This is a genomic window from Streptomyces sp. CG 926 (assembly GCF_003148825.1).
Lineage (GTDB): Bacteria > Actinomycetota > Actinomycetes > Streptomycetales > Streptomycetaceae > Streptomyces.
Map to the genome: position 1 here is coordinate 107,562 of NZ_QGGZ01000005.1, position 17,444 is coordinate 125,005.

General features: G+C 71.1%; 18 protein-coding genes and 1 riboswitch. Of the genes, 8 read left to right on the forward strand and 10 right to left on the reverse strand.

Going from position 1 to position 17,444, the window contains the following annotated elements:
• Positions 1-53: 53 nt before the first annotated feature.
• The 3 genes from BCL76_RS15170 to BCL76_RS15180 form a co-directional block, all read right to left on the reverse strand.
• A complete protein-coding gene (locus BCL76_RS15170) occupies positions 54-974 on the reverse strand; it encodes a 1-phosphofructokinase family hexose kinase (RefSeq protein ID WP_109780033.1) in 921 nt (306 codons plus the stop codon).
• A 112-nt stretch (positions 975-1,086) separates the two neighbouring features.
• Entirely contained in the window at positions 1,087-2,238 is a 1,152-nt protein-coding gene (nagA, locus tag BCL76_RS15175) for an N-acetylglucosamine-6-phosphate deacetylase (RefSeq protein ID WP_109780034.1), read from the reverse strand.
• Entirely contained in the window at positions 2,238-3,170 is a 933-nt protein-coding gene (locus BCL76_RS15180) for an ROK family protein (RefSeq protein ID WP_109780035.1), read from the reverse strand. The genes nagA and BCL76_RS15180 overlap by 1 nt, the downstream gene beginning before the upstream one ends.
• A gap of 176 nt (positions 3,171-3,346) precedes the next feature.
• Between BCL76_RS15180 and BCL76_RS15185 the strand changes: the two genes are divergently transcribed.
• Genes BCL76_RS15185 through otsB form a run of 3 tightly spaced genes read left to right on the forward strand, consistent with a single transcriptional unit; the run spans position 3,347 to position 5,817 of the window.
• Positions 3,347-4,645, forward strand: a complete 1,299-nt coding sequence (locus tag BCL76_RS15185) for an extracellular solute-binding protein (RefSeq protein WP_258309701.1) — start codon at positions 3,347-3,349, stop codon at positions 4,643-4,645.
• 47 nt (positions 4,646-4,692) lie between these two features.
• Positions 4,693-4,929 (forward strand): DUF3263 domain-containing protein, encoded by a 237-nt coding sequence (locus BCL76_RS15190; RefSeq protein ID WP_109780037.1) that lies wholly within the window; start codon positions 4,693-4,695, stop codon positions 4,927-4,929.
• A gap of 39 nt (positions 4,930-4,968) precedes the next feature.
• Positions 4,969-5,817 carry a trehalose-phosphatase gene (gene otsB / locus BCL76_RS15195; RefSeq protein WP_109780038.1) on the forward strand — a complete coding sequence of 283 codons (849 nt, stop codon included), beginning with the start codon at positions 4,969-4,971 and terminating at the stop codon, positions 5,815-5,817.
• Between the two features lie 112 nt (positions 5,818-5,929).
• Here otsB and BCL76_RS15200 read toward each other — a convergent pair whose 3' ends face one another.
• Positions 5,930-7,363, reverse strand: coding sequence for an alpha,alpha-trehalose-phosphate synthase (UDP-forming) (locus tag BCL76_RS15200; RefSeq protein WP_109780039.1), 1,434 nt, complete (start codon positions 7,361-7,363; stop codon positions 5,930-5,932).
• Between the two features lie 46 nt (positions 7,364-7,409).
• Positions 7,410-8,360, reverse strand: coding sequence for a glucosyl-3-phosphoglycerate synthase (locus tag BCL76_RS15205; RefSeq protein ID WP_109780040.1), 951 nt, complete (start codon positions 8,358-8,360; stop codon positions 7,410-7,412).
• 184 nt (positions 8,361-8,544) lie between these two features.
• Positions 8,545-8,702, forward strand: a riboswitch (SAM riboswitch).
• 17 nt (positions 8,703-8,719) lie between these two features.
• Here BCL76_RS15205 and thrC point away from each other — a divergent pair.
• The 4 genes from thrC to groL all read left to right on the forward strand — a co-directional run bounded on the left by thrC (position 8,720) and on the right by groL (position 12,873).
• Complete coding sequence (gene thrC / locus BCL76_RS15210; RefSeq protein WP_109780041.1) at positions 8,720-10,009, forward strand: threonine synthase; 1,290 nt, start codon at positions 8,720-8,722, stop codon at positions 10,007-10,009.
• A 48-nt stretch (positions 10,010-10,057) separates the two neighbouring features.
• Positions 10,058-10,336: a MoaD/ThiS family protein gene (locus BCL76_RS15215; protein WP_033223628.1), complete on the forward strand. Its 279-nt coding sequence runs from the start codon at positions 10,058-10,060 to the stop codon at positions 10,334-10,336.
• Positions 10,337-10,718: 382 nt separating this feature from the next.
• Positions 10,719-10,925 (forward strand): cold-shock protein, encoded by a 207-nt coding sequence (locus BCL76_RS15220; RefSeq protein WP_030009783.1) that lies wholly within the window; start codon positions 10,719-10,721, stop codon positions 10,923-10,925.
• Positions 10,926-11,250: 325 nt separating this feature from the next.
• Positions 11,251-12,873, forward strand: coding sequence for a chaperonin GroEL (gene groL, locus BCL76_RS15225; protein ID WP_030766353.1), 1,623 nt, complete (start codon positions 11,251-11,253; stop codon positions 12,871-12,873).
• Positions 12,874-13,029: 156 nt separating this feature from the next.
• On the opposite strand, the gene BCL76_RS15230 is transcribed toward groL, so the two are convergent.
• Complete coding sequence (locus BCL76_RS15230; RefSeq protein ID WP_258309703.1) at positions 13,030-13,527, reverse strand: Uma2 family endonuclease; 498 nt, start codon at positions 13,525-13,527, stop codon at positions 13,030-13,032.
• 210 nt (positions 13,528-13,737) lie between these two features.
• Between BCL76_RS15230 and BCL76_RS15235 the strand changes: the two genes are divergently transcribed.
• Positions 13,738-14,346 (forward strand): phosphoribosylanthranilate isomerase, encoded by a 609-nt coding sequence (locus tag BCL76_RS15235; protein WP_109780042.1) that lies wholly within the window; start codon positions 13,738-13,740, stop codon positions 14,344-14,346.
• 281 nt (positions 14,347-14,627) lie between these two features.
• Here the strand turns inward: BCL76_RS15235 and BCL76_RS15240 are convergent, their stop codons facing one another.
• The 4 genes from BCL76_RS15240 to BCL76_RS15255 are packed head-to-tail and all read right to left on the reverse strand — an operon-like array spanning position 14,628 to position 17,432.
• The gene (locus BCL76_RS15240; protein WP_146228379.1) at positions 14,628-15,383 is read right to left on the reverse strand and encodes a 4'-phosphopantetheinyl transferase family protein; all 756 of its coding nucleotides are present in this window, start codon (positions 15,381-15,383) and stop codon (positions 14,628-14,630) included.
• Positions 15,380-15,586 carry a hypothetical protein gene (locus BCL76_RS15245; protein ID WP_109780044.1) on the reverse strand — a complete coding sequence of 69 codons (207 nt, stop codon included), beginning with the start codon at positions 15,584-15,586 and terminating at the stop codon, positions 15,380-15,382. The genes BCL76_RS15240 and BCL76_RS15245 overlap by 4 nt, the downstream gene beginning before the upstream one ends.
• Positions 15,583-16,482 carry an alpha/beta fold hydrolase gene (locus tag BCL76_RS15250; protein ID WP_109780045.1) on the reverse strand — a complete coding sequence of 300 codons (900 nt, stop codon included), beginning with the start codon at positions 16,480-16,482 and terminating at the stop codon, positions 15,583-15,585. The genes BCL76_RS15245 and BCL76_RS15250 overlap by 4 nt, the downstream gene beginning before the upstream one ends.
• Positions 16,479-17,432, reverse strand: coding sequence for an aromatase/cyclase (locus tag BCL76_RS15255; protein ID WP_109780046.1), 954 nt, complete (start codon positions 17,430-17,432; stop codon positions 16,479-16,481). Before BCL76_RS15255 ends, BCL76_RS15250 begins: the two co-directional genes overlap by 4 nt.
• Positions 17,433-17,444: the final 12 nt, after the last annotated feature.

The following is a 17,444-nucleotide window of genomic DNA, read 5'->3' on the forward strand; positions in this document are numbered from 1 at the left end:
GAACGGTCTCGGCGCGCTCCTTCGAGGGGCGCCCGGCCGGATCCGCGCGGGCGTCAGCCGCCGGCGGTGACGCGGACCGCGCCCCGCATCTCCTCGTAGACGCCGGGGTCGAACTCGCCCGCCACCGGGGCGAGGACCGTGGCCGCCGAGAGGGCGACCGCGCGGCTGAGGCGTTCCGGCCAGTCCAGGCCCTCCGCGAGCGCGGACAGCAGGCCGGCGACCGCGGAGTCACCGGCTCCGGTGGGGTTGCCGGACAGCCGGCGCGGCGGGGCCGCCTGCCAGGAGCCCTCGGCGGTGGCCGCCAGCAGGCCGGCCGGGCCGAGCGAGGTGACCACCGCGTGGGCGCCCCGGCGGCGGGCGTCGCGGGTGGCGGGGAGCGGGTCGCGGGATCCGGTGAGTTCGGCCAGTTCGGCGGCGTTCGGCTTGATGATCTCCGGGCGGGCGGCGACCCCGCGGCGCAGTGCCTCGCCGCTGGTGTCCAGCAGGACGGGCACCCCGGCCGCTCGGGCCGCCCGTACGAGCAGCGCGTAGGCGCCCACCGGCACGCCCGGCGGGAGGCTGCCGCACAGGGCGACGGCGCGGGCGCCGCGCACCAGTTCCTCGTAGTGGGCGAGGAAGCGGGACCACTCCGCGGCGGTGATCGGCGGGCCGGGCTCGTTGAACTGCGTGGTGTCGCCGGAGGCCGCGTCGGCCACCGCGACCGTGCGGCGGGTGTTGCCGGAGCAGGGCACCAGGGCGTCGACCACCCCCGGGGACCGTGCGAGCAGCCCTCGTACGACGGCGCCGACCGGGCCGCCCGCGAAGCCGGTCGCCGTCACCTCGTGGCCGAGGGCGGCCAGGACCTGGGCGACGTTGATCCCCTTGCCGCCGGGGCGTTCGGTGACGGCCGAGACCCGGTGCGAGGCGTGCGGGAGCAGCCGCGGCACTTGGTACGTGACGTCGAGCGCGGTGTTGAGCGTCACGGTAAGGATCATGGGCACTCCCGGGTCCGTTGCTGCCGGGATCATGCCAAACACACGGCGGTCGGCCCAGTCCTGGGGCCGACCGTTTTCCCTGCGCGCGGCCGCTCGGCCGTCAGATCGGCGGTCAGGGGGCCGGGTTGACGATCCATTCGCCGCGCCGCATGACGCCCTTGAGGTCGAACGCGGCGTCCAGCACGACGAGGTCCGCGTACTTGCCGGGCTCCAGCGAGCCGATCTCGTCGTACAGGCCGATCAGCTTGGCCGGGTTGGCGGAGATCGCCTGGACCACGGACTCCACGGGCAGTTTGTCGAGGGTCACCGAGCGCTTGAAGGCGGTGTCCAGGGTCAGCGTCGATCCGGCGATGGAACCGCCCTCCACCAGCCGGGCCACGCCGTGCTTGACCTCGACCTCCAGCGGGCCGAGGTGGTAGGTCCCGTCGCCGAAGCCGGCCGCGTCCATGGCGTCGGTGATCAGCGCGACGCGGTGCGCGCCCGCGTGGTGGAAGGCCAGTTCCAGGGCCGCCGGGTGCAGGTGGGTGCCGTCGTTGATGAGCTCGACGGTGATCCGCTCGTCCTCCAGCAGCGCCGCGATCGGGCCGGGTTCGCGGTGGGCGAGGGGCGGCATCGCATTGAAGAGGTGGGTGGCCACGGTCGCGCCCGCGTCGATGGCGGCGCGGGTCTGCTCGTAGGTGGCGTCCGTGTGGCCGATCGCCGCGATCACCCCGTGCTCGGCGAGTAGCCGTACGGAGTCCAGGCCGCCCGGCAGTTCGGTGGCGAGGGTGACCATGCGGGCGGCGCCGTGCGCGGCGTCGATCAGCTTGCGGACCTCGGCCGGGTCGGGGTCGCGCAGCAGGTCCTCCTTGTGCGCGCCCTTGCGGCAGGGGTTGATGAACGGGCCCTCGAAGTGGATGCCGGCGATCTCACCTTGCCGGGTCAGTTCGGCGAGCAGGGCGGCGCGGCGGGCCAGTTCGTCCAGGTCGCCGGTGACGGTGGAGGCGACCAGGGTGGTGGTGCCGTGCTCGCGGTGGGTGCGTACGCCCTTGAGGACGTCCTCGGCGGCGCCGGAGGTGAACGAGGCGCCACCGCCACCGTGGTTGTGCATGTCGACGAAGCCGGGGACGATCCAGTGCCCGGACAGGTCGACGGTCCGCGCGCCCTCGTGGGCGCTGCCGGCGATCTTCTCGCCGTCGACGATGACCCTGCCGTTGGCCACCGTTCCGGTGGGCAGCACCACCCTGGCGCCCGAAAGAACGGTGCTGTGAGCGCTTCCGGACATCAGGCAGGTACCTCCGTGGCGAGTAGGTCCCAGGCGAGCAGCCCTGCGCCCAGGCATCCGGCGGTGTCCCCGAGGGCCGCCGGCACGATGTGGGGGAGCCGCTGGAACGTCACGCGCTCCTCCACGGCCATCCGTAGTGGTGTGAACAAGGTTTCCCCGGCCTCCGCGAGCCCGCCACCGATGATCAGCGTGCGCGGGTCCAGCAGGGTGATGGCGGTGACCAGTCCGTCGGCGAGGGCGCCGACGGCGGCCAGCCAGACCTCCCGGGCGCGCGCGTCACCGGAGGCGACGGCCTTGGCGCAGTCCGCGGCGTCGGCCTCCGGGTCGCCGGAGGCGGCCGCCCAGGCGCGGCTGACGGCCGCGGCCGAGGCGAGGGTCTCCAGGCAGCCGTGCTGGCCGCAGCCGCACGCGGGGCCGCCCGGGCGGACCACGATGTGCCCGATCTCGCCGGCGTAGCCGTGGGCGCCGGCCTCGATGCGGCCGGCGATGCCGATGGCTCCGGCGATGCCGGTGCCGAGCGGGACGAACAGGAAGCGGTCGGCGCCCCGGCCGGCTCCGATGCGGCCTTCGGCGAGTCCGCCGGTGCGCACGTCGTGGCCGAGGGCCACCGGGATGCCGCCGAGTCTGCTGCTGAGCAGGGCGCGCATCGGTACGTCGCGCCAGCCCAGGTTCGCCGCGTAGACGGCGATGCCGTGCTCGGCGTCGACGATGCCCGGGACGGCGACGCCGGCGGCCGAGGCGGGCCGTCCGAAGCGTTCCCGGCCGGTGTCGAGCAGCTCGGCGGCGAAGTCCTGGATCGTCTCGACGACGGCGTCGGGGCCCCGCTCGCGGCCGGTGGCCCGGCGCGCTTCGTGGAGCAGGGTGCCGTCGTCGGCGACGAGGGCGGCCTTCATCCCGGTGCCGCCCACATCGAGGGCGATGACGTGTTTCACGGATTTCACAGAGACAGTCTCGCGTGCTCGGCGGGGAAAGGTCTAGTCCAATGAGGGAGATTGTTGAGCGGCCATACAAATTCGGGACCTCGGTCGGGAGCCCGATGTGGACGAGCCGCCAAAGTGGTGTAGACCTTACGTGGATCGTACGTACAAGAAAGGGTGGATGGAGAACTGTGAAGGGCCGTTACCTGAGCCTGGCCGCTTCCGGCGCCGCGCTGTGCCTGACTGCCGTGACGCTGACGGGCTGCGGAGCCGTCGGCGGACTCACCGGAGACAACGAGGTGACCCTGCGGGTCGTGGCGGCCGACTACGGGGACAATCCGCAGAACTCCTCCGAGGCGTACTGGAAGGACCTCGCCGAGGGCTTCGAGAAGGCCAACCCGGGCACCAAGGTCGAGGTCAGCGTCTACTCCTGGTCCGAGGTCGACGCCAAGGTCGCCGAGATGGTCAAGGCCGGCAAGGCCCCCGACATAGCCCAGATCGGCGCCTACTCCGACTACGCGGCCGCCGGCAAGCTGTACTCGGCGGAAGAGCTGCTCTCCGTGAAGACCGAGGCCGACTTCCTCGGCCCGCTCGCCGACGCCGGCAAGGTCAAGCAGGTCCAGTACGGCATGCCCTTCGTCTCCAGCACCCGGCTGCTCTTCTACAACGAGAAGCTGCTCGCCGACGCCGGCGTGATCGGCAAGGACGCCAAGGGCTGGCAGCCGAAGACCTGGGCGGACCTCGAAGCCGCCGCCAAGAAGCTCAAGGCCGCGAACGTACCCACCCCCTTCGCGGTGCCGCTGGGCCGCGAGGAGGCGCAGGCCGAGACGATGATGTGGATGCTCTCGGGCGGTGGCGGCTACACGGACAACGAGGAGTCCTACGCCATCGACTCCGCCCCCAACGTCAAGGCGCTCGAATTCCTGCGGGACAAGATGGTCGGCCAGGGGCTGACCGGCCCGGTGGATCCCGGCAAGCTGGACCGCCAGGCCGCCTTCGACGGCTTCACCAAGGGCGAGGTCGGCATGCTCAACGGGCACCCGACGCTGCTCAAGCAGGCCGCGGCCAAGGGCGTGAAGTTCGGCATGGTGCCGCTGCCCACCTCCGACGGCAGCGACCAGCCCGCGATGGGCGTCGCGGACTGGGTCATGGCCTTCAAGAACGGCCACCGCCAGCAGTCCGGCAAGTTCCTGGACTTCCTGTACCAGCCGAAGAACGTGACGGCCTTCACCGAGAAATACGACCTGCTGCCCGCCACCACCAGCGGCTACCAGGCCAAGCAGGCCGCCACCGGCGGCTCGTCCGCGCAGCTGAAGCCCTTCCTCACCGCGCTGCCCAGCTCCCGGCTGTACCCGGTCGGCAAGAAGTCCTGGGCCGGCGTCAGCGAGGAGATCAAGCAGAACATCGGCAAGACCGTCCAGCCCGGCGGACAGCCCGCGAAGGTCCTGGAGCAGATCGCCACCGCCGCCCGCGCGTCCGACCCGCGCTGACCGGTGGCGGCGGGCCGACTGTCGGAGCACGGCGTTAATCTGGCGGTATGACGGACGAGGGGCAGCTGACGGCCACGGAGGCCGGGGTGCTCGCGTACGAGGGACGCACCTGGCCGGGGCCCGGAGCGAAGGAACGGGCCATACGGGAAGGGCTGGGGATGACCCCCGTCCGCTACTACCAGCTGCTCAACGCGCTCATGGACGACCCGCGGGCGCTGGCCCACGCCCCGGGCACGGTCAACCGGCTGCGCAGGATCCGCGAGGCTCAGCGAGCCCGGCGATAGCCGTAGCCGTCACCCGGCCGGCCCGTTAGGGTCGTGCGTATGGGGAGCCATCCGCACGACCTGCCGATGCCCGTCACCGCTGCCGGACGCGAGGGCCTCGAAGCCCTCCTCCGCACACCTCGCCGGTCCGTGGTCGCCCTGGACTTCGACGGCACCCTCGCCGACATCGTCCCGGACCCGGACCAGGCCCGAGCCCACCCCGGAGCCGTCCCGGCCCTGTCCGCACTCGCCCCCGAGGTCGACTCGGTGGCCGTGATCACCGGGCGACCGGCGGGCGTCGCCGTCCGCTACGGGGGCTTCGCCGGGGTCCCCGGCCTGCAGCACCTCGTCGTCCTCGGCCACTACGGGGCCGAACGCTGGGACGCCGTCAGCGGCATCGTCCACGCGCCCGCCGAGCACCCCGGGGTGGCGGCGGTCCGGGCGGAGCTGCCGGGGTTCCTGGACTCCATCGGGGCCTGGCGCGGTACCTGGATCGAGGAGAAGGGCCGCGCGCTGGCCGTGCACACCCGGCGCGCCGAGGACCCGGCGGCGGCCTTCGCGGCGCTGCGCGAGCCCCTGACCGACCTGGCCGCCCGGCACGGGCTGATGGTCGAGCCGGGGCGGGCGGTGCTGGAGCTTCGGCCGCCGGGCATGGACAAGGGCGTCGCCCTGACCGAGTTCCTGGCGGAGCGGGACGCGGAGGCGGTGCTGTACGCGGGCGACGACCTGGGTGACCTGGCGGCGTTCGCGGCGGTGGAGAAGGGCCGTACGGACGGCCTGCCGGGGCTGCTGGTGTGCAGCGGCTCCGCGGAGGTCCCCGAGCTCGCCGCGCGGGCCGACCTGGTCCTCCCCGGCCCGGGCCCGGTCGCCGCCTTCCTGGCCGCCTTGGCCGAGGCCATCCGCCGCTGACATCTTCAGCCCCTCCGGCGATTGAGGAGCGGGGTCCGGGGCGGAGCCCCGGCAGCGGCGCCGTCGCCGGGGGCGCCGCCCCCGGACCCCCGCGCCTCGAACGCCGGCGAGGCTAGATTTCAAGGGCCGACAGCTGGGCCTCGAACCAGGCGGACGGCGGGAGGGCCGTCGCGGCAGCGGAGAGGCGCTTCGTGCGTTCCGCCCGCTCACCCACCGGCATCGCCAGCGCAGCGTGCAGCGCCTGCGCCGTCGCCGTCACGTCGTACGGGTTCACCGTCAGCGCGTCCTGGCGGAGCTCCTCGTACGCCCCCGCCCCGGTGGACAGCACCAGCACGCAGCCCGCCTCCGACACCACCGGGATCTCCTTCGCCACCAGGTTCATCCCGTCCCGCACCGGGTTCACCAGCGCCACGTCCGCCAGCCGGTACGCCGCCAAGGAGCGTGCGAAGTCGTCCTTCACCGACACCAGCACCGGCTGCCACTCCTGCGTCCCGAACTCCGCGTTGATCTCCGCCGCCAGCTCCGACACCGCCGCCGTGTAGTCCCGGTACACCTTCAGGTCCTGCCGAGAGGGGTACGCCGAGGCCAGGTGCACCACCCGGCCGCGCCACTCGGGCTGGTCCGTCAGGAGCTCCCGGTAGGCCAGCAGGCCGCGCAGGATGTTCTTCGACAGTTCCGTGCGGTCCACGCGGACGATCGTCTTCAGGCCGTCGACCTCCGCCCGCAGCTCCGCCAGCTTGGCGTCCACCTCCGGCCGGTGCGCCAGCGCCCGCAGTTCGTCCCCGTCCACGCCCAGCGGGTACGCCCGGACCTGGGTGGTGCGGGTGGGCCACACCGAGTAGCGCTGGTGCTCCACCACCGAGCCCTCGCGCACCTCCGACCGCCCCCACGCGTCGTCCAGCCGCGCCGACCCCAGGAACTCGGCCGCCCAGGCCTCGGTGTGGAAGCCGAGCACGTCCGCGCCGAGCATGCCCCACAGCAAGGTCTCGCGGACCACGTCCGGCAGCATGGCGAGATAGCCCGGCGCGGCCCACGGGGTGTGCGTGAAGTGCGCGATCCGCAGGTCGGGACGGAGCACCCGCAAGAGTCCGGGCACCAGCGCCAGGTGGTAGTCCTGCACCAGCACCTGCGCGCCCTGCGCGGCCTCCTCGGCCAGGGCGTCGGCGAAAGCCTGGTTGTAGCGCTCGTACGACTCCCACCGCCGACGGAACTCGGCGTCGAAGACCGGCTCGCGCGGCACGTCGTACAGGTGGTGGTGCGTGAACCACAGCACGGAGTTGGCGATGCCGTTGTACGCGTCGTCGTACATCGTGGGATCGATGTCCAACATCCGGACCCCTGGCTCGGCCACGCCCCGGCGGACCGCCTCCCGGTCCGCGTCCGACAGCGCCGCGCAGATCCACAGGGCCCCCGGCTGCTCGGCCAGGGCGGCGGAGAGTCCGGAGACGAGACCGCCCCCGCCGCGCCGGGCGCTGAGCGCTCCGTCCTGGGCGAGGGAGTAGGAGAGGGGGCCGCGGTTCGCTGCTACGAGTACCTGGGAAGCCATGCGGCCAACCTAGCCCGGCCCGACCCCGCTCAAACCGTACGTTCCCTCACGCCACGCGCCGCAGTGCGTACTCCTCGATGCCCGCCATCGGCGGCCGTTCCTCGGTGTCCACCGGGTACGTCCGCGGTACGAAGCCCTGCGGGCCGCGCTCGAACTGCGTGAGCTCCGGCCGTACGAGGTGCCCGCGCGAGAGCCGTACCTGGGCGGTGCGGTAGATCGCCGCGGCCATCCGGCCCAGCGCCTGCCCGTCCTGGTGACGGTGGAGCCGTACGCCCACGTCCACCTGGGCCAGCGCGTCCAGCCCGACCGTGTGCAGCGCGTCGACCAGCAGGCCCAGCTCGACGCCGTACCCGACGGGGAACGGCAGCCGTTCCAGCAGGGAGCGCCGTACGGCGTACTCGCCGCCCAGCGGCTGGACGAAGCCGGCCAGCTGGGGCCAGTGGAGGTTGAGGAGGGGGCGGGCGACCAGCTCGGTGACCCGGCCGCCCTGGCCGGGGCGCTCGCCCAGCGGCCGGTCGTACATCGCCTTGACGAAGTGCACGTCGGGGTCGGTCAGCAGCGGTCCGACGATCCCCGAGACGAAGGCGGCGGAGAAGTCCCGCAGGTCGGCGTCGACGAAGCAGACGATGTCCCCGTGGGTGGCCAGCAGCGAGCGCCACAGCACCTCGCCCTTGCCGGGCAGCGCCGGGACGCGGGGCAGGATCTCGTCCCGGTGCACCACCCGGGCGCCGGCCTTCGCCGCGACCTCCGCGGTGCGGTCCGCGGAGCCCGAGTCGACCACGACCAGCTCGTCGACCAGGGGCGTCGGCAGCCCCTCGATCAGCTCACGCCGGATGACCTCGACGATCGCGCCGACCGTCGCCTCCTCGTCCAGTGCGGGCAGCACGACGCTGACCGTGGTCCCGGCCGCCCGTTTCCGGTCGAGCAACTGGTCGAGCGGTCGGTCGGCGGCGGCCCAGGAGCGGTCGGCCAGCCAGCGCTCCACCTCTTCCAGCACCCTCAGCACTCCCTGCGTGTCGGCGATATGCGCCCTTATGTGATCCATCTCGCGGTTCGGACGGCTGTCTCAACCGCCCGACCCTTCGGTTACAGTCTTGAACAACGCGAAGGACCACCGCATGCCGGGGGTCCTCGCGACAAACGCACCGGCGCGCCATAGAGCGCGTGTGCCGGTGCCATACCGCTCATCCAGAGGGGCAGAGGGACACGGCCCGTTGAAGCCCCGGCAACCCTCCAGTCGGTTCTCGCGATCGCACATCCAGCGACGTCAGCGAGGTCCCCGGCTAGGGAAGGTGCCAATTCCGTCTCATGGCGAAGTGCGCCATGGGGAAGATGAGGAGAAAGGGCCTCGCCATCATGGCTGCACAGACTGTCGCCACCTCTGCCGACCTCGGTTCCGTCGACCTCGGACCTGCCACCGGCCTTTCCTGTCGCGAGTGCGGTACCCGCTTCGAGCTCGGCCCCATCTTCGCGTGCGTCGAGTGCTTCGGACCGCTGGAAGTCGCCTACGACCTCCCGACCGGGGACCCCGAAGCCCTGCGCGCCGCGATCGAGGCCGGCCCGAACAACATCTGGCGCTACGCGCCGCTGCTGCCCGTCCCCGCGGACGTGGCGTCCAAGCCCAGCCTGAACCCCGGCTTCACCAAGCTCGTGGACGCGGCCAACCTGGCCAAGGAGCTGGGCATCACCGGCAAGCTCTACGTCAAGGACGACTCCGGCAACCCGACGCACTCCTTCAAGGACCGCGTCGTGGCCATCGCCGTCGAGGCCGCCCGCGCCTTCGGCTTCACCACCCTGTCCTGCTCCTCGACCGGCAACCTGGCCGGCGCCGTCGGCGCCGCGGCCGCCCGGGCCGGCTTCCGCTCCTGCGTGTTCATCCCGCACGACCTGGAGCAGGGCAAGGTCGTCATGGCCGGTGTGTACGGCGGCGACCTGGTCGGCATCGAGGGCAACTACGACGACGTCAACCGCTTCTGCTCCGAGCTCATCGGTGACCCGCTGGGCGAGGGCTGGGGCTTCGTCAACGTCAACCTGCGCCCGTACTACGGCGAGGGCTCCAAGACGCTCGCGTACGAGATCTGCGAGCAGCTCGGCTGGCAGCTGCCCGACCAGATCGTCATCCCGATCGCGTCCGGCTCGCAGCTGACGAAGATCGACAAGGGTCTGCAGGAGCTCATCAAGCTCGGCCTCGTCGAGGACAAGCCGTACAAGATCTTCGGCGCCCAGGCCGAGGGTTGCTCCCCGGTGTCCACCGCCTTCAAGGCCGGTCACGACGTGGTCCGCCCGCAGAAGCCGAACACCATCGCCAAGTCGCTGGCCATCGGCAACCCGGCGGACGGCCCGTACGTCCTGGACATCGCCCGGCGCACCGGCGGTTTCGTCGAGGACGTCGACGACGAGCAGGTCGTCGAGGCCATCAAGATCCTCGCGCAGACCGAGGGCATCTTCGCCGAGACCGCGGGCGGCGTGACCGTCGGCGTGACGAAGAAGCTCATCGAGAACGGGCAGCTCGACCCGACGCTGACCACCGTCGTCCTCAACACCGGTGACGGCCTCAAGACCCTGGAGGCGGTGGCCGCGGACAGCGGACAGACCGCCACCATCCGCCCGAGCCTGGACGCGTTCCGCGCCGCCGGCCTGGCCTGACCTGACCTGACCCCTTCTCCTCCGCTCTCCCGGAAAGGCAGTAGCGCCATGAGCGTCAACGTCCGCATCCCCACCATCCTGCGCACCTACACCGGCGGCGTCGCCGAGGTCCCGGCCGAGGGCGCGACCCTCGCCGAGGTCATCGAGTCCCTGGAGAAGAACCACCCGGGCATCGCCGCGCGCGTCCTGGACGACCAGGGCAAGCTGCGCCGCTTCGTGAACGTCTACGTCAACGACGACGACGTGCGTTTCGAGGGCGGGCTGCAGGCGGCGACGCCCGACGGCGCCGGCGTCTCGATCATCCCGGCCGTCGCCGGCGGTTGCTGACACGCGAAAACCGAAATTGCCCCCTCCGCTAAAAGCGGAGGGGGCAATTCTGCTTGATTGGGCACGGTAGGGTTGGGGAAGTCCCCTCCGCTGTTCTTGCCCGCCGCATATGAACGGGCCGCGTGAGGGTCGACATCGGGCCAACATGCAAGTGCGGTATGGGGCTTTGGCGAGATATGTCAGGCCCGAGTTGCCCGGGAGTATGGCAAATTTTCACTCTATTTCAATGTTTCCCGGTGTCCAGAATTCTCATCGGATTGACCTGTTGCAGACAGCATCCGCGCAGATACATTCAGCCTCGGTCGAAGCGTTCCGACGCAAGTTCTGACCCGGGATCGTGAAGTGCGTTCCTGCGCAAGGGCCAGTAATAGGGGAGTTAGGCATGGCTCAGGGCACCGTCAAGTGGTTCAACGCGGAGAAGGGCTACGGCTTCATCGCGGTCGACGGTGGTGCGGATGTGTTCGTCCACTACAGCGCCATCCAGATGGACGGGTACCGCACCCTTGAAGAGGGTCAGCGGGTCGAGTTCGAGATCTCGCAGGGCCAGAAGGGTCCGCAGGCGGACATGGTCAAGCTCGCACTCGGCTAGTCCTGGAGCGATCGACCACCGACGCACGGTCTTCATCGAAGACCTGGAACACCACGAGGGGCCCACATCCTGGACACGGGATGGGGGCCCCTCGTGCGTCGGCCCGGCAGTAGCGGGGTCTTGCCCCAAGCCGCTTGCACTCGGGGGGGTCGAGTGCTAATCATTGGCGTTAGCACTCTCCTGGTGAGAGTGCTACTGAAACGAGGACCGGGTCGGTGAGGCCCGCAGGGTCCGGTGGGAAGGAACCGCCGGGCACGCAGGCCGTCCGTCGCGGGCGCGGGCGCGGTCCGGAGCAATCCACCGCTGTCCGGGAGGACCACTTCAGATGGCCAAGATCATTGCGTTCGACGAGGAGGCCCGCCGTGGCCTCGAGCGTGGGATGAACCAGCTCGCCGACGCCGTCAAGGTCACCCTTGGCCCCAAGGGTCGCAACGTCGTCCTTGAGAAGAAGTGGGGCGCCCCCACGATCACCAACGATGGTGTCTCCATCGCCAAGGAGATCGAGCTCGAGGACCCGTACGAGAAGATCGGCGCCGAGCTGGTCAAGGAAGTCGCCAAGAAGACGGACGACGTCGCCGGCGACGGTACGACCACCGCCACCGTTCTCGCCCAGGCGCTCGTCCGCGAGGGTCTGCGCAACGTGGCCGCGGGTGCGAACCCGATGGCCCTCAAGCGCGGTATCGAGAAGGCCGTCGAGGCCGTCTCCGCCGCCCTGCTGGCGCAGGCCAAGGACGTCGAGACCAAGGAGCAGATCGCTTCGACGGCCTCCATCTCCGCCGCCGACACCCAGATCGGCGAGCTCATCGCCGAGGCCATGGACAAGGTCGGCAAGGAAGGCGTCATCACCGTCGAGGAGTCCCAGACCTTCGGTCTGGAGCTGGAGCTCACCGAGGGTATGCGCTTCGACAAGGGCTACATCTCGGCGTACTTCGCCACCGACATGGAGCGCATGGAGTCGTCCCTCGACGACCCGTACATCCTGATCGTCAACTCCAAGATCGGCTCGGTCAAGGACCTGCTGCCGCTCCTGGAGAAGGTCATGCAGTCCGGCAAGCCGCTGCTGATCATCGCCGAGGACGTCGAGGGCGAGGCGCTCTCCACCCTCGTCGTCAACAAGATCCGTGGCACCTTCAAGTCCGTCGCCGTCAAGGCCCCGGGCTTCGGTGACCGCCGCAAGGCCATGCTCGGTGACATCGCCATCCTCACGGGCGGCACGGTCATCTCCGAGGAGGTCGGCCTCAAGCTGGAGAACGCCGGTCTCGACCTGCTCGGCCGCGCCCGCAAGGTCGTCATCACCAAGGACGAGACCACCATCGTCGACGGTGCCGGTGACAGCGACCAGGTCCAGGGTCGCGTGAACCAGATCCGCGCCGAGATCGAGAACTCCGACTCGGACTACGACCGCGAGAAGCTCCAGGAGCGCCTCGCGAAGCTGGCCGGCGGCGTGGCCGTCATCAAGGCCGGTGCCGCGACCGAGGTCGAGCTCAAGGAGCGCAAGCACCGCATCGAGGACGCCGTTCGCAACGCGAAGGCGGCCGTCGAGGAGGGCATCGTCGCCGGTGGTGGCGTGGCCCTGCTGCAGGCCTCCGCGGTCTTCGAGAAGCTGGAGCTCGAGGGTGACGAGGCGACCGGCGCCAACGCCGTGAAGCTCGCGCTGGAGGCCCCGCTCAAGCAGATCGCCGTCAACGGTGGTCTCGAGGGTGGCGTCGTCGTCGAGAAGGTGCGCAACCTCCCGATCGGTCACGGCCTGAACGCCGCGACCGGCGAGTACGTCGACATGATCGCCGAGGGCATCATCGACCCGGCGAAGGTCACGCGCTCCGCGCTGCAGAACGCCGCGTCGATCGCCGCGCTGTTCCTGACGACCGAGGCCGTCATCGCCGACAAGCCCGAGAAGGCCGGTGCCCCCGCGGGCGGCGGCATGCCGGGTGGTGACATGGACTTCTGATCCACCCCTGGCTCCGGCCACCGGTAGATCGGCTGTTCTCGAACGAGGGCGGCACCCCGCGAGGGGTGCCGCCCTCGGGCGTTTCCGGGCCGCCGCCCTCAGGCGGGGCCGGCACCGCGTCGGCGCCCTGCGTCCGGGATCCGGCGCTTCGGCCGGTCAGAAGCCGGTCGTGTCGATCGTGAAGGCGAACGGCTCCGGGACCTGCAGGGGCTCGCCGAAGGAGACGGTCGTGCGGGAGCGGTACCCGTGCGGAGAGGGGTCCCAGAAGCAGGTGATTTCCGAGTCCTGCATGTCGACGACCAGGTAGACCGGTACAAGGCGTCCGTAGACCTCGAGCTTCTCGGTCCAGTCCGCGTCCTTGGTCGACAGGGAGGTGAACTCGGCGACCAGTGACAAGGCCGCCCCGTCCGCGTGGCGGCCCTCTTCGTCGAAAGAGGCCTCGTCCGCGACGAAGAGGTCGGGGCCGTAGGCGCGTTTCGCCGCCGGGAAGCTGAAGAGGAACGGCGACGTCTCCGCGATGTGCCCCTTGGGCACGTGCGCCTCGATCTGCTTGCGAAGTGCGCGCATGGGGCGCAGGTAGCGCAGCGCGGAGAACGGCGACACGACGATCTTCCCCCGGATGAGCTCGGCCTTGAAGCCGTCTGGCGTGTTCATCTCCTCGACGGTGCGCAGCAGTGTTTCGAACGTTGGCGGCGACAGAGTCTCTATGGGTGTGGCCCGCTCGGTCATGGTCGTCACCGTCGTCCTCCGGGGCGTGCTGTGCCGTGGATGTGTTCCTCGTCCCAGGCTAGCGACGGCGGGGCTGCCGTGCCCGGCCTATGGGACGTGCCACCCGTGGGTGATGCGGTTTGGTTGACTGGTGGCATGACTGATGCGGCGGGAGTGTTCATCAAGATCTGCGGGCTGAAGACCGCCCACGACGTCGACGTGGCCGTGGCCGCCGGGGCCGATGCCGTCGGGTTCGTGTTCGCGCCCGGGAGTCCGCGGACCGTCGATGCCGCCACCGCGCGGGAGCTCGCCGCGCGGGTGCCGGACCGGGTGCTGACCGTCGGGGTGTTCCGGGGGCAGCCGGTGGCGGAGGTGCGCCGGTTCGCCGAGGAGAGCGGGGTGCGCGGGGTGCAGCTGCACGGCGAGGAGGGTCCCGAGGACTTCGCGGCGCTGCGCGTCGGGGGCCGGACCCTGCTGCGGGCCACCGCGGAGCACGTGAAGCGCTGCGGTGAGTACGGCGAGGACCTGCTGCTGCTGGACGCGCCCGATCCGGGCTCCGGCAAGCCGTGGAACTGGGGCGCGGCGGACTTCACCGCGCCCGAGGGGCGGTGGCTGCTGGCCGGCGGGCTGAACCCGGGCAATGTGCGGGCGGCGCTCGCGGCCACCGGGGCGTGGGGCGTGGACGTGTCCAGCGGGGTGGAGCGGGAGCGCGGCGTGAAGTCGCCGGAGTTGATCCGCGCCTTCGTCGAGGCCGCCCGGGGGTAGTGCGCGGACGCCGGGCCGGGGCCGCGGCAGCGGCCCGCCGGTCGGCGGCGCGGAACTTCGTGGGCCCCGACGGCCCGCGCGTGCGTCCCGTCCCGTGCGGCGGACGGCGGTGGTCGGGGGTTGCCACGCATACCGCTGCTACCAGGAGGACTGCCGTCCCGCTCCCTCCGTCGTGGTGGGAAGGGTGCGGCAGATGATCGCTGCGCGAGCCGTCGGGGCGGTGTGGTCAGAGCTGCTGCTCGCTCGCCCTGACCGGTCTCATGGGGCGCCCGTGGCCGTGCTCAGTTGACACTGCGCCAGATGTGGGACTCATCCTCCTGCTCCTCCTGCTCCTCCTCCAGGCCGGCGGCGAGGACCGTCGAAGTCGCGGGCGGTACACCCGCGGAAACTCCCACCGCGCAGACGTACCCGCCGGGGAGACGACTGACGTTGAACTCACCCGCGGTGTAGGGCGTGTGCGCGGAGAAGGGAACCTCCAGCTCTCCCTGGCCGTGGAAGCCGACGCGCTTCATACCCGCGCGCATGCCCTCGCCCGTCAGCTTCATCGCGGCCTCCTTCAGCACCCACAGCGCCGCCCTGTGCTCGGCGTCGGGCCCTGCCGAGGGCAGGGCGGAGATCTCGTCAGGAGTGAGGAAGGCACGGTCAGGCAGCACGGACACGCGCGAGATCTCCTCCACGTCCACACCTACTCGCGCTCCCAGCGACGCGGCGGCCACCGCGTAGCGGCCGCTGTGCGCCATGCTCACGAACAGGCGCGGCTGCGTCTTCACGTACGGGCGCCCGTCGCGGTGACGTCCGAGCTGGAGTCCGGTCCACGGGACGCCGAGGAGCCGGCCTGCGGCCTGGAGGGCCAGCCGGCGGGCCAGCACCGAGCGCGTCCGGTCGGCGGGCCGGTGCAGGCGGGCCACCCGCTCCTGGTCGTGAGGCGAAAGGCGGCACAGCGCCGCACGGGCGGCTGCCCCGGCTCCCGGAGCCTGCAGGTCGCAGGTGAGGAAGAGGCTCCGGGGCGACTGGCCCGGGCGTGCCGTCGCGGTCATGACAGCCCCAGCCGTGCCAGGCGCCGGGCCATCGCGTCGTAGGGAATGAAGCGTGCGTCGTCGTCCGTTTCCCGCTCCGTACTTCCGGAGGCGTTCCCGATACCGGGGGCGAAGATGTTCAGTACCGCGACCAAGGGATGTTCCTCCTCCACGAGGGCGGGAGGGCGCGTGTTCACCGGGGTGGCCATGGGTTCCCCGGTCATGTACGTCGTTCCGTTCCCGGTGACCGCGGGCGCAGGCACTCCTCCGCGAAGCCGAGAGCACGCAGGTGGTAGGCGCGTGCCGCCCAGCCGAGGCTGATGTTGTGTCCTGCACCGGGCTGGTGGTCGATCAGGACGCGGGGTGCCGCGCCCAGTCGGCTCCGCAACCGGGTGAGCGCCTGGTGGTCGCGGCGCCACCATGCCTCGTGCTCGGCGAAGGTGAACCGGACCGGGACGCGTACCCGCTCCGCGAGTGCGGCGAACGCCGTCGGCCACTGGGCGGCGTCCGCCAGTTCACGTTCCGGTGCCGGGGCGACGACGCCGATGCTGGACTGGAACGTCCCCGGGGGGTACAGCCGCAAGGGGCCCCAGTTGAGCTTCCAGCTTCCGGCGCGGGTAGCGGGTGTGGTGGGGGGCACCAGGTATTCGGCGCCGCAGCCGGACAGGTCGAGGCCGATGAGGTCGGGGACCGTGCCGTCCGCCGCCATCTGCAACGCCGGCTTGCTCCCGAAGGAGTGCCCCATCAGGAAGATGCCCGCACCCGTCTCGTACTGCTCCGCCAGCCGGCGCAGCGCCGCGGCCAGGGTATGGGACTGCGCCGCGAACCCTTGACCGTACGGGAGCTGGTCGGCCGACCGGCCGTATCCGGGGCGGTCGATGGCCACCACCGTGAATCCCAGTTCCGCGCCGACCGCCAGGAGCGAGGTCTCGGGGTGCGCCGGTCCGTCGAAGTACCCGGCGCTCATCCCCGCCCCGTGCAGAGCGACGACGGTGGCCCTCGGCGGGACGTGCACCGGCTGGGCGAGCCGGGCGGACAGCATGATGCCGTCCGCGTCCAGTGTGATGTGCCGCTGGTCGATCGTCCGCCCCGGAGGCGGGGCCACGGGTGCCGTGGTCATGAACGGCCTGCCCCGGCGAGTCCTTCCGCGTACTCCTTCGCGATGCCGAGGGTCGCCTTGCTGTTGGTGCTGAGCGCGGTGCGTACGTAGGCGATCGCGTCCTGCACCGTCGCGTCCGCCCCGAGCACCTTGGCGATGTTGTCCGTGTCGACCGTGAAGGTGTGCTGCGACGACGCCGCGACGCCGTTGCCGTTCGGCGTGAAGGTCCAGTGCCCCGTGTGCAGCGTGATCAGCGCGGGCAGTGTGGTCTGCTTGTAGGCGATCCGGTGGGGGGCCAGGCCCACGCGGTGCGACTTGGTGGTGTGGGTGCTGCCGTCCTTGGACAGCGTGTCCATCTCCAGGGTCTGCAAGCCCGGGGTCGGCTCGTCCAGGCGCACGGTGACCACATGGGGCAGCCGCTCGGTCCACAGGTCCGCTTCGTAGATGAAGTCGAACACGTCCTGAGCGGCCCCCTTGATCTGCACCGTGTCCTCGAAGGAGCAGGTCAGTTCGTCAGCGGCCGGGCCCCTCGACTCGGACAGTGCCTTGAGCGAGTCGAGTTCGGAACGGGAGTTGTGGTCCACGACCCCTTCGAGCCAGGTCAGGCTGTCCTCGTCGGCCGCTCGGAAGTCGTGGCTCAGGCGCACCAGGGTCTCCCCGGAAGGGAGGGCCTCCAACTGCCAGCTTCCTCCCATCGCGGCCACGGGATGCGTGCTGACCTCCTGCCGGAAGTCGATGCGGAGCTTGTCCGGGTCCAGGATGCGGCGCGAGGTCCAGTCCTTGACGGTGTCGCCCGCCACCGCCCAGATGCGGATGCGTTCTTCGCGCTCGCCGCGCTCCACGTGGTCGACGTAGATGTTCGGCGGAAACAGCTGGGGCCAGTTCTCCGCTTGCGCCAGCAAGTGGTAGATGTCCTCGGCCGGTCCCGCGATCTTGATTTCGTGCTCGGACGTACGCAGTTCGGACGGCATGGTGCTCCTCGG

Excerpts from the sequence above, each read along its gene's own strand:
- BCL76_RS15235 (WP_109780042.1), top strand. The coding sequence starts at position 13,738 with ATGACTGATGCGGCGGGAGTGTTCATCAAGATCTGCGGGCTGAAGACC.
- groL (WP_030766353.1), top strand. The coding sequence starts at position 11,251 with ATGGCCAAGATCATTGCGTTCGACGAGGAGGCCCGCCGTGGCCTCGAG.
- BCL76_RS15200 (WP_109780039.1), bottom strand. The coding sequence starts at position 7,363 with ATGGCTTCCCAGGTACTCGTAGCAGCGAACCGCGGCCCCCTCTCCTAC.
- BCL76_RS15220 (WP_030009783.1), top strand. The coding sequence starts at position 10,719 with ATGGCTCAGGGCACCGTCAAGTGGTTCAACGCGGAGAAGGGCTACGGC.
- BCL76_RS15245 (WP_109780044.1), bottom strand. The coding sequence starts at position 15,586 with ATGACCGGGGAACCCATGGCCACCCCGGTGAACACGCGCCCTCCCGCC.
- BCL76_RS15250 (WP_109780045.1), bottom strand. The coding sequence starts at position 16,482 with ATGACCACGGCACCCGTGGCCCCGCCTCCGGGGCGGACGATCGACCAG.
- thrC (WP_109780041.1), top strand. The coding sequence starts at position 8,720 with ATGGCTGCACAGACTGTCGCCACCTCTGCCGACCTCGGTTCCGTCGAC.
- BCL76_RS15170 (WP_109780033.1), bottom strand. The coding sequence starts at position 974 with ATGATCCTTACCGTGACGCTCAACACCGCGCTCGACGTCACGTACCAA.
- nagA (WP_109780034.1), bottom strand. The coding sequence starts at position 2,238 with ATGTCCGGAAGCGCTCACAGCACCGTTCTTTCGGGCGCCAGGGTGGTG.
- otsB (WP_109780038.1), top strand. The coding sequence starts at position 4,969 with ATGGGGAGCCATCCGCACGACCTGCCGATGCCCGTCACCGCTGCCGGA.
- BCL76_RS15255 (WP_109780046.1), bottom strand. The coding sequence starts at position 17,432 with ATGCCGTCCGAACTGCGTACGTCCGAGCACGAAATCAAGATCGCGGGA.
- BCL76_RS15215 (WP_033223628.1), top strand. The coding sequence starts at position 10,058 with ATGAGCGTCAACGTCCGCATCCCCACCATCCTGCGCACCTACACCGGC.
- BCL76_RS15230 (WP_258309703.1), bottom strand. The coding sequence starts at position 13,527 with ATGAACACGCCAGACGGCTTCAAGGCCGAGCTCATCCGGGGGAAGATC.
- BCL76_RS15190 (WP_109780037.1), top strand. The coding sequence starts at position 4,693 with ATGACGGACGAGGGGCAGCTGACGGCCACGGAGGCCGGGGTGCTCGCG.
- BCL76_RS15240 (WP_146228379.1), bottom strand. The coding sequence starts at position 15,383 with ATGACCGCGACGGCACGCCCGGGCCAGTCGCCCCGGAGCCTCTTCCTC.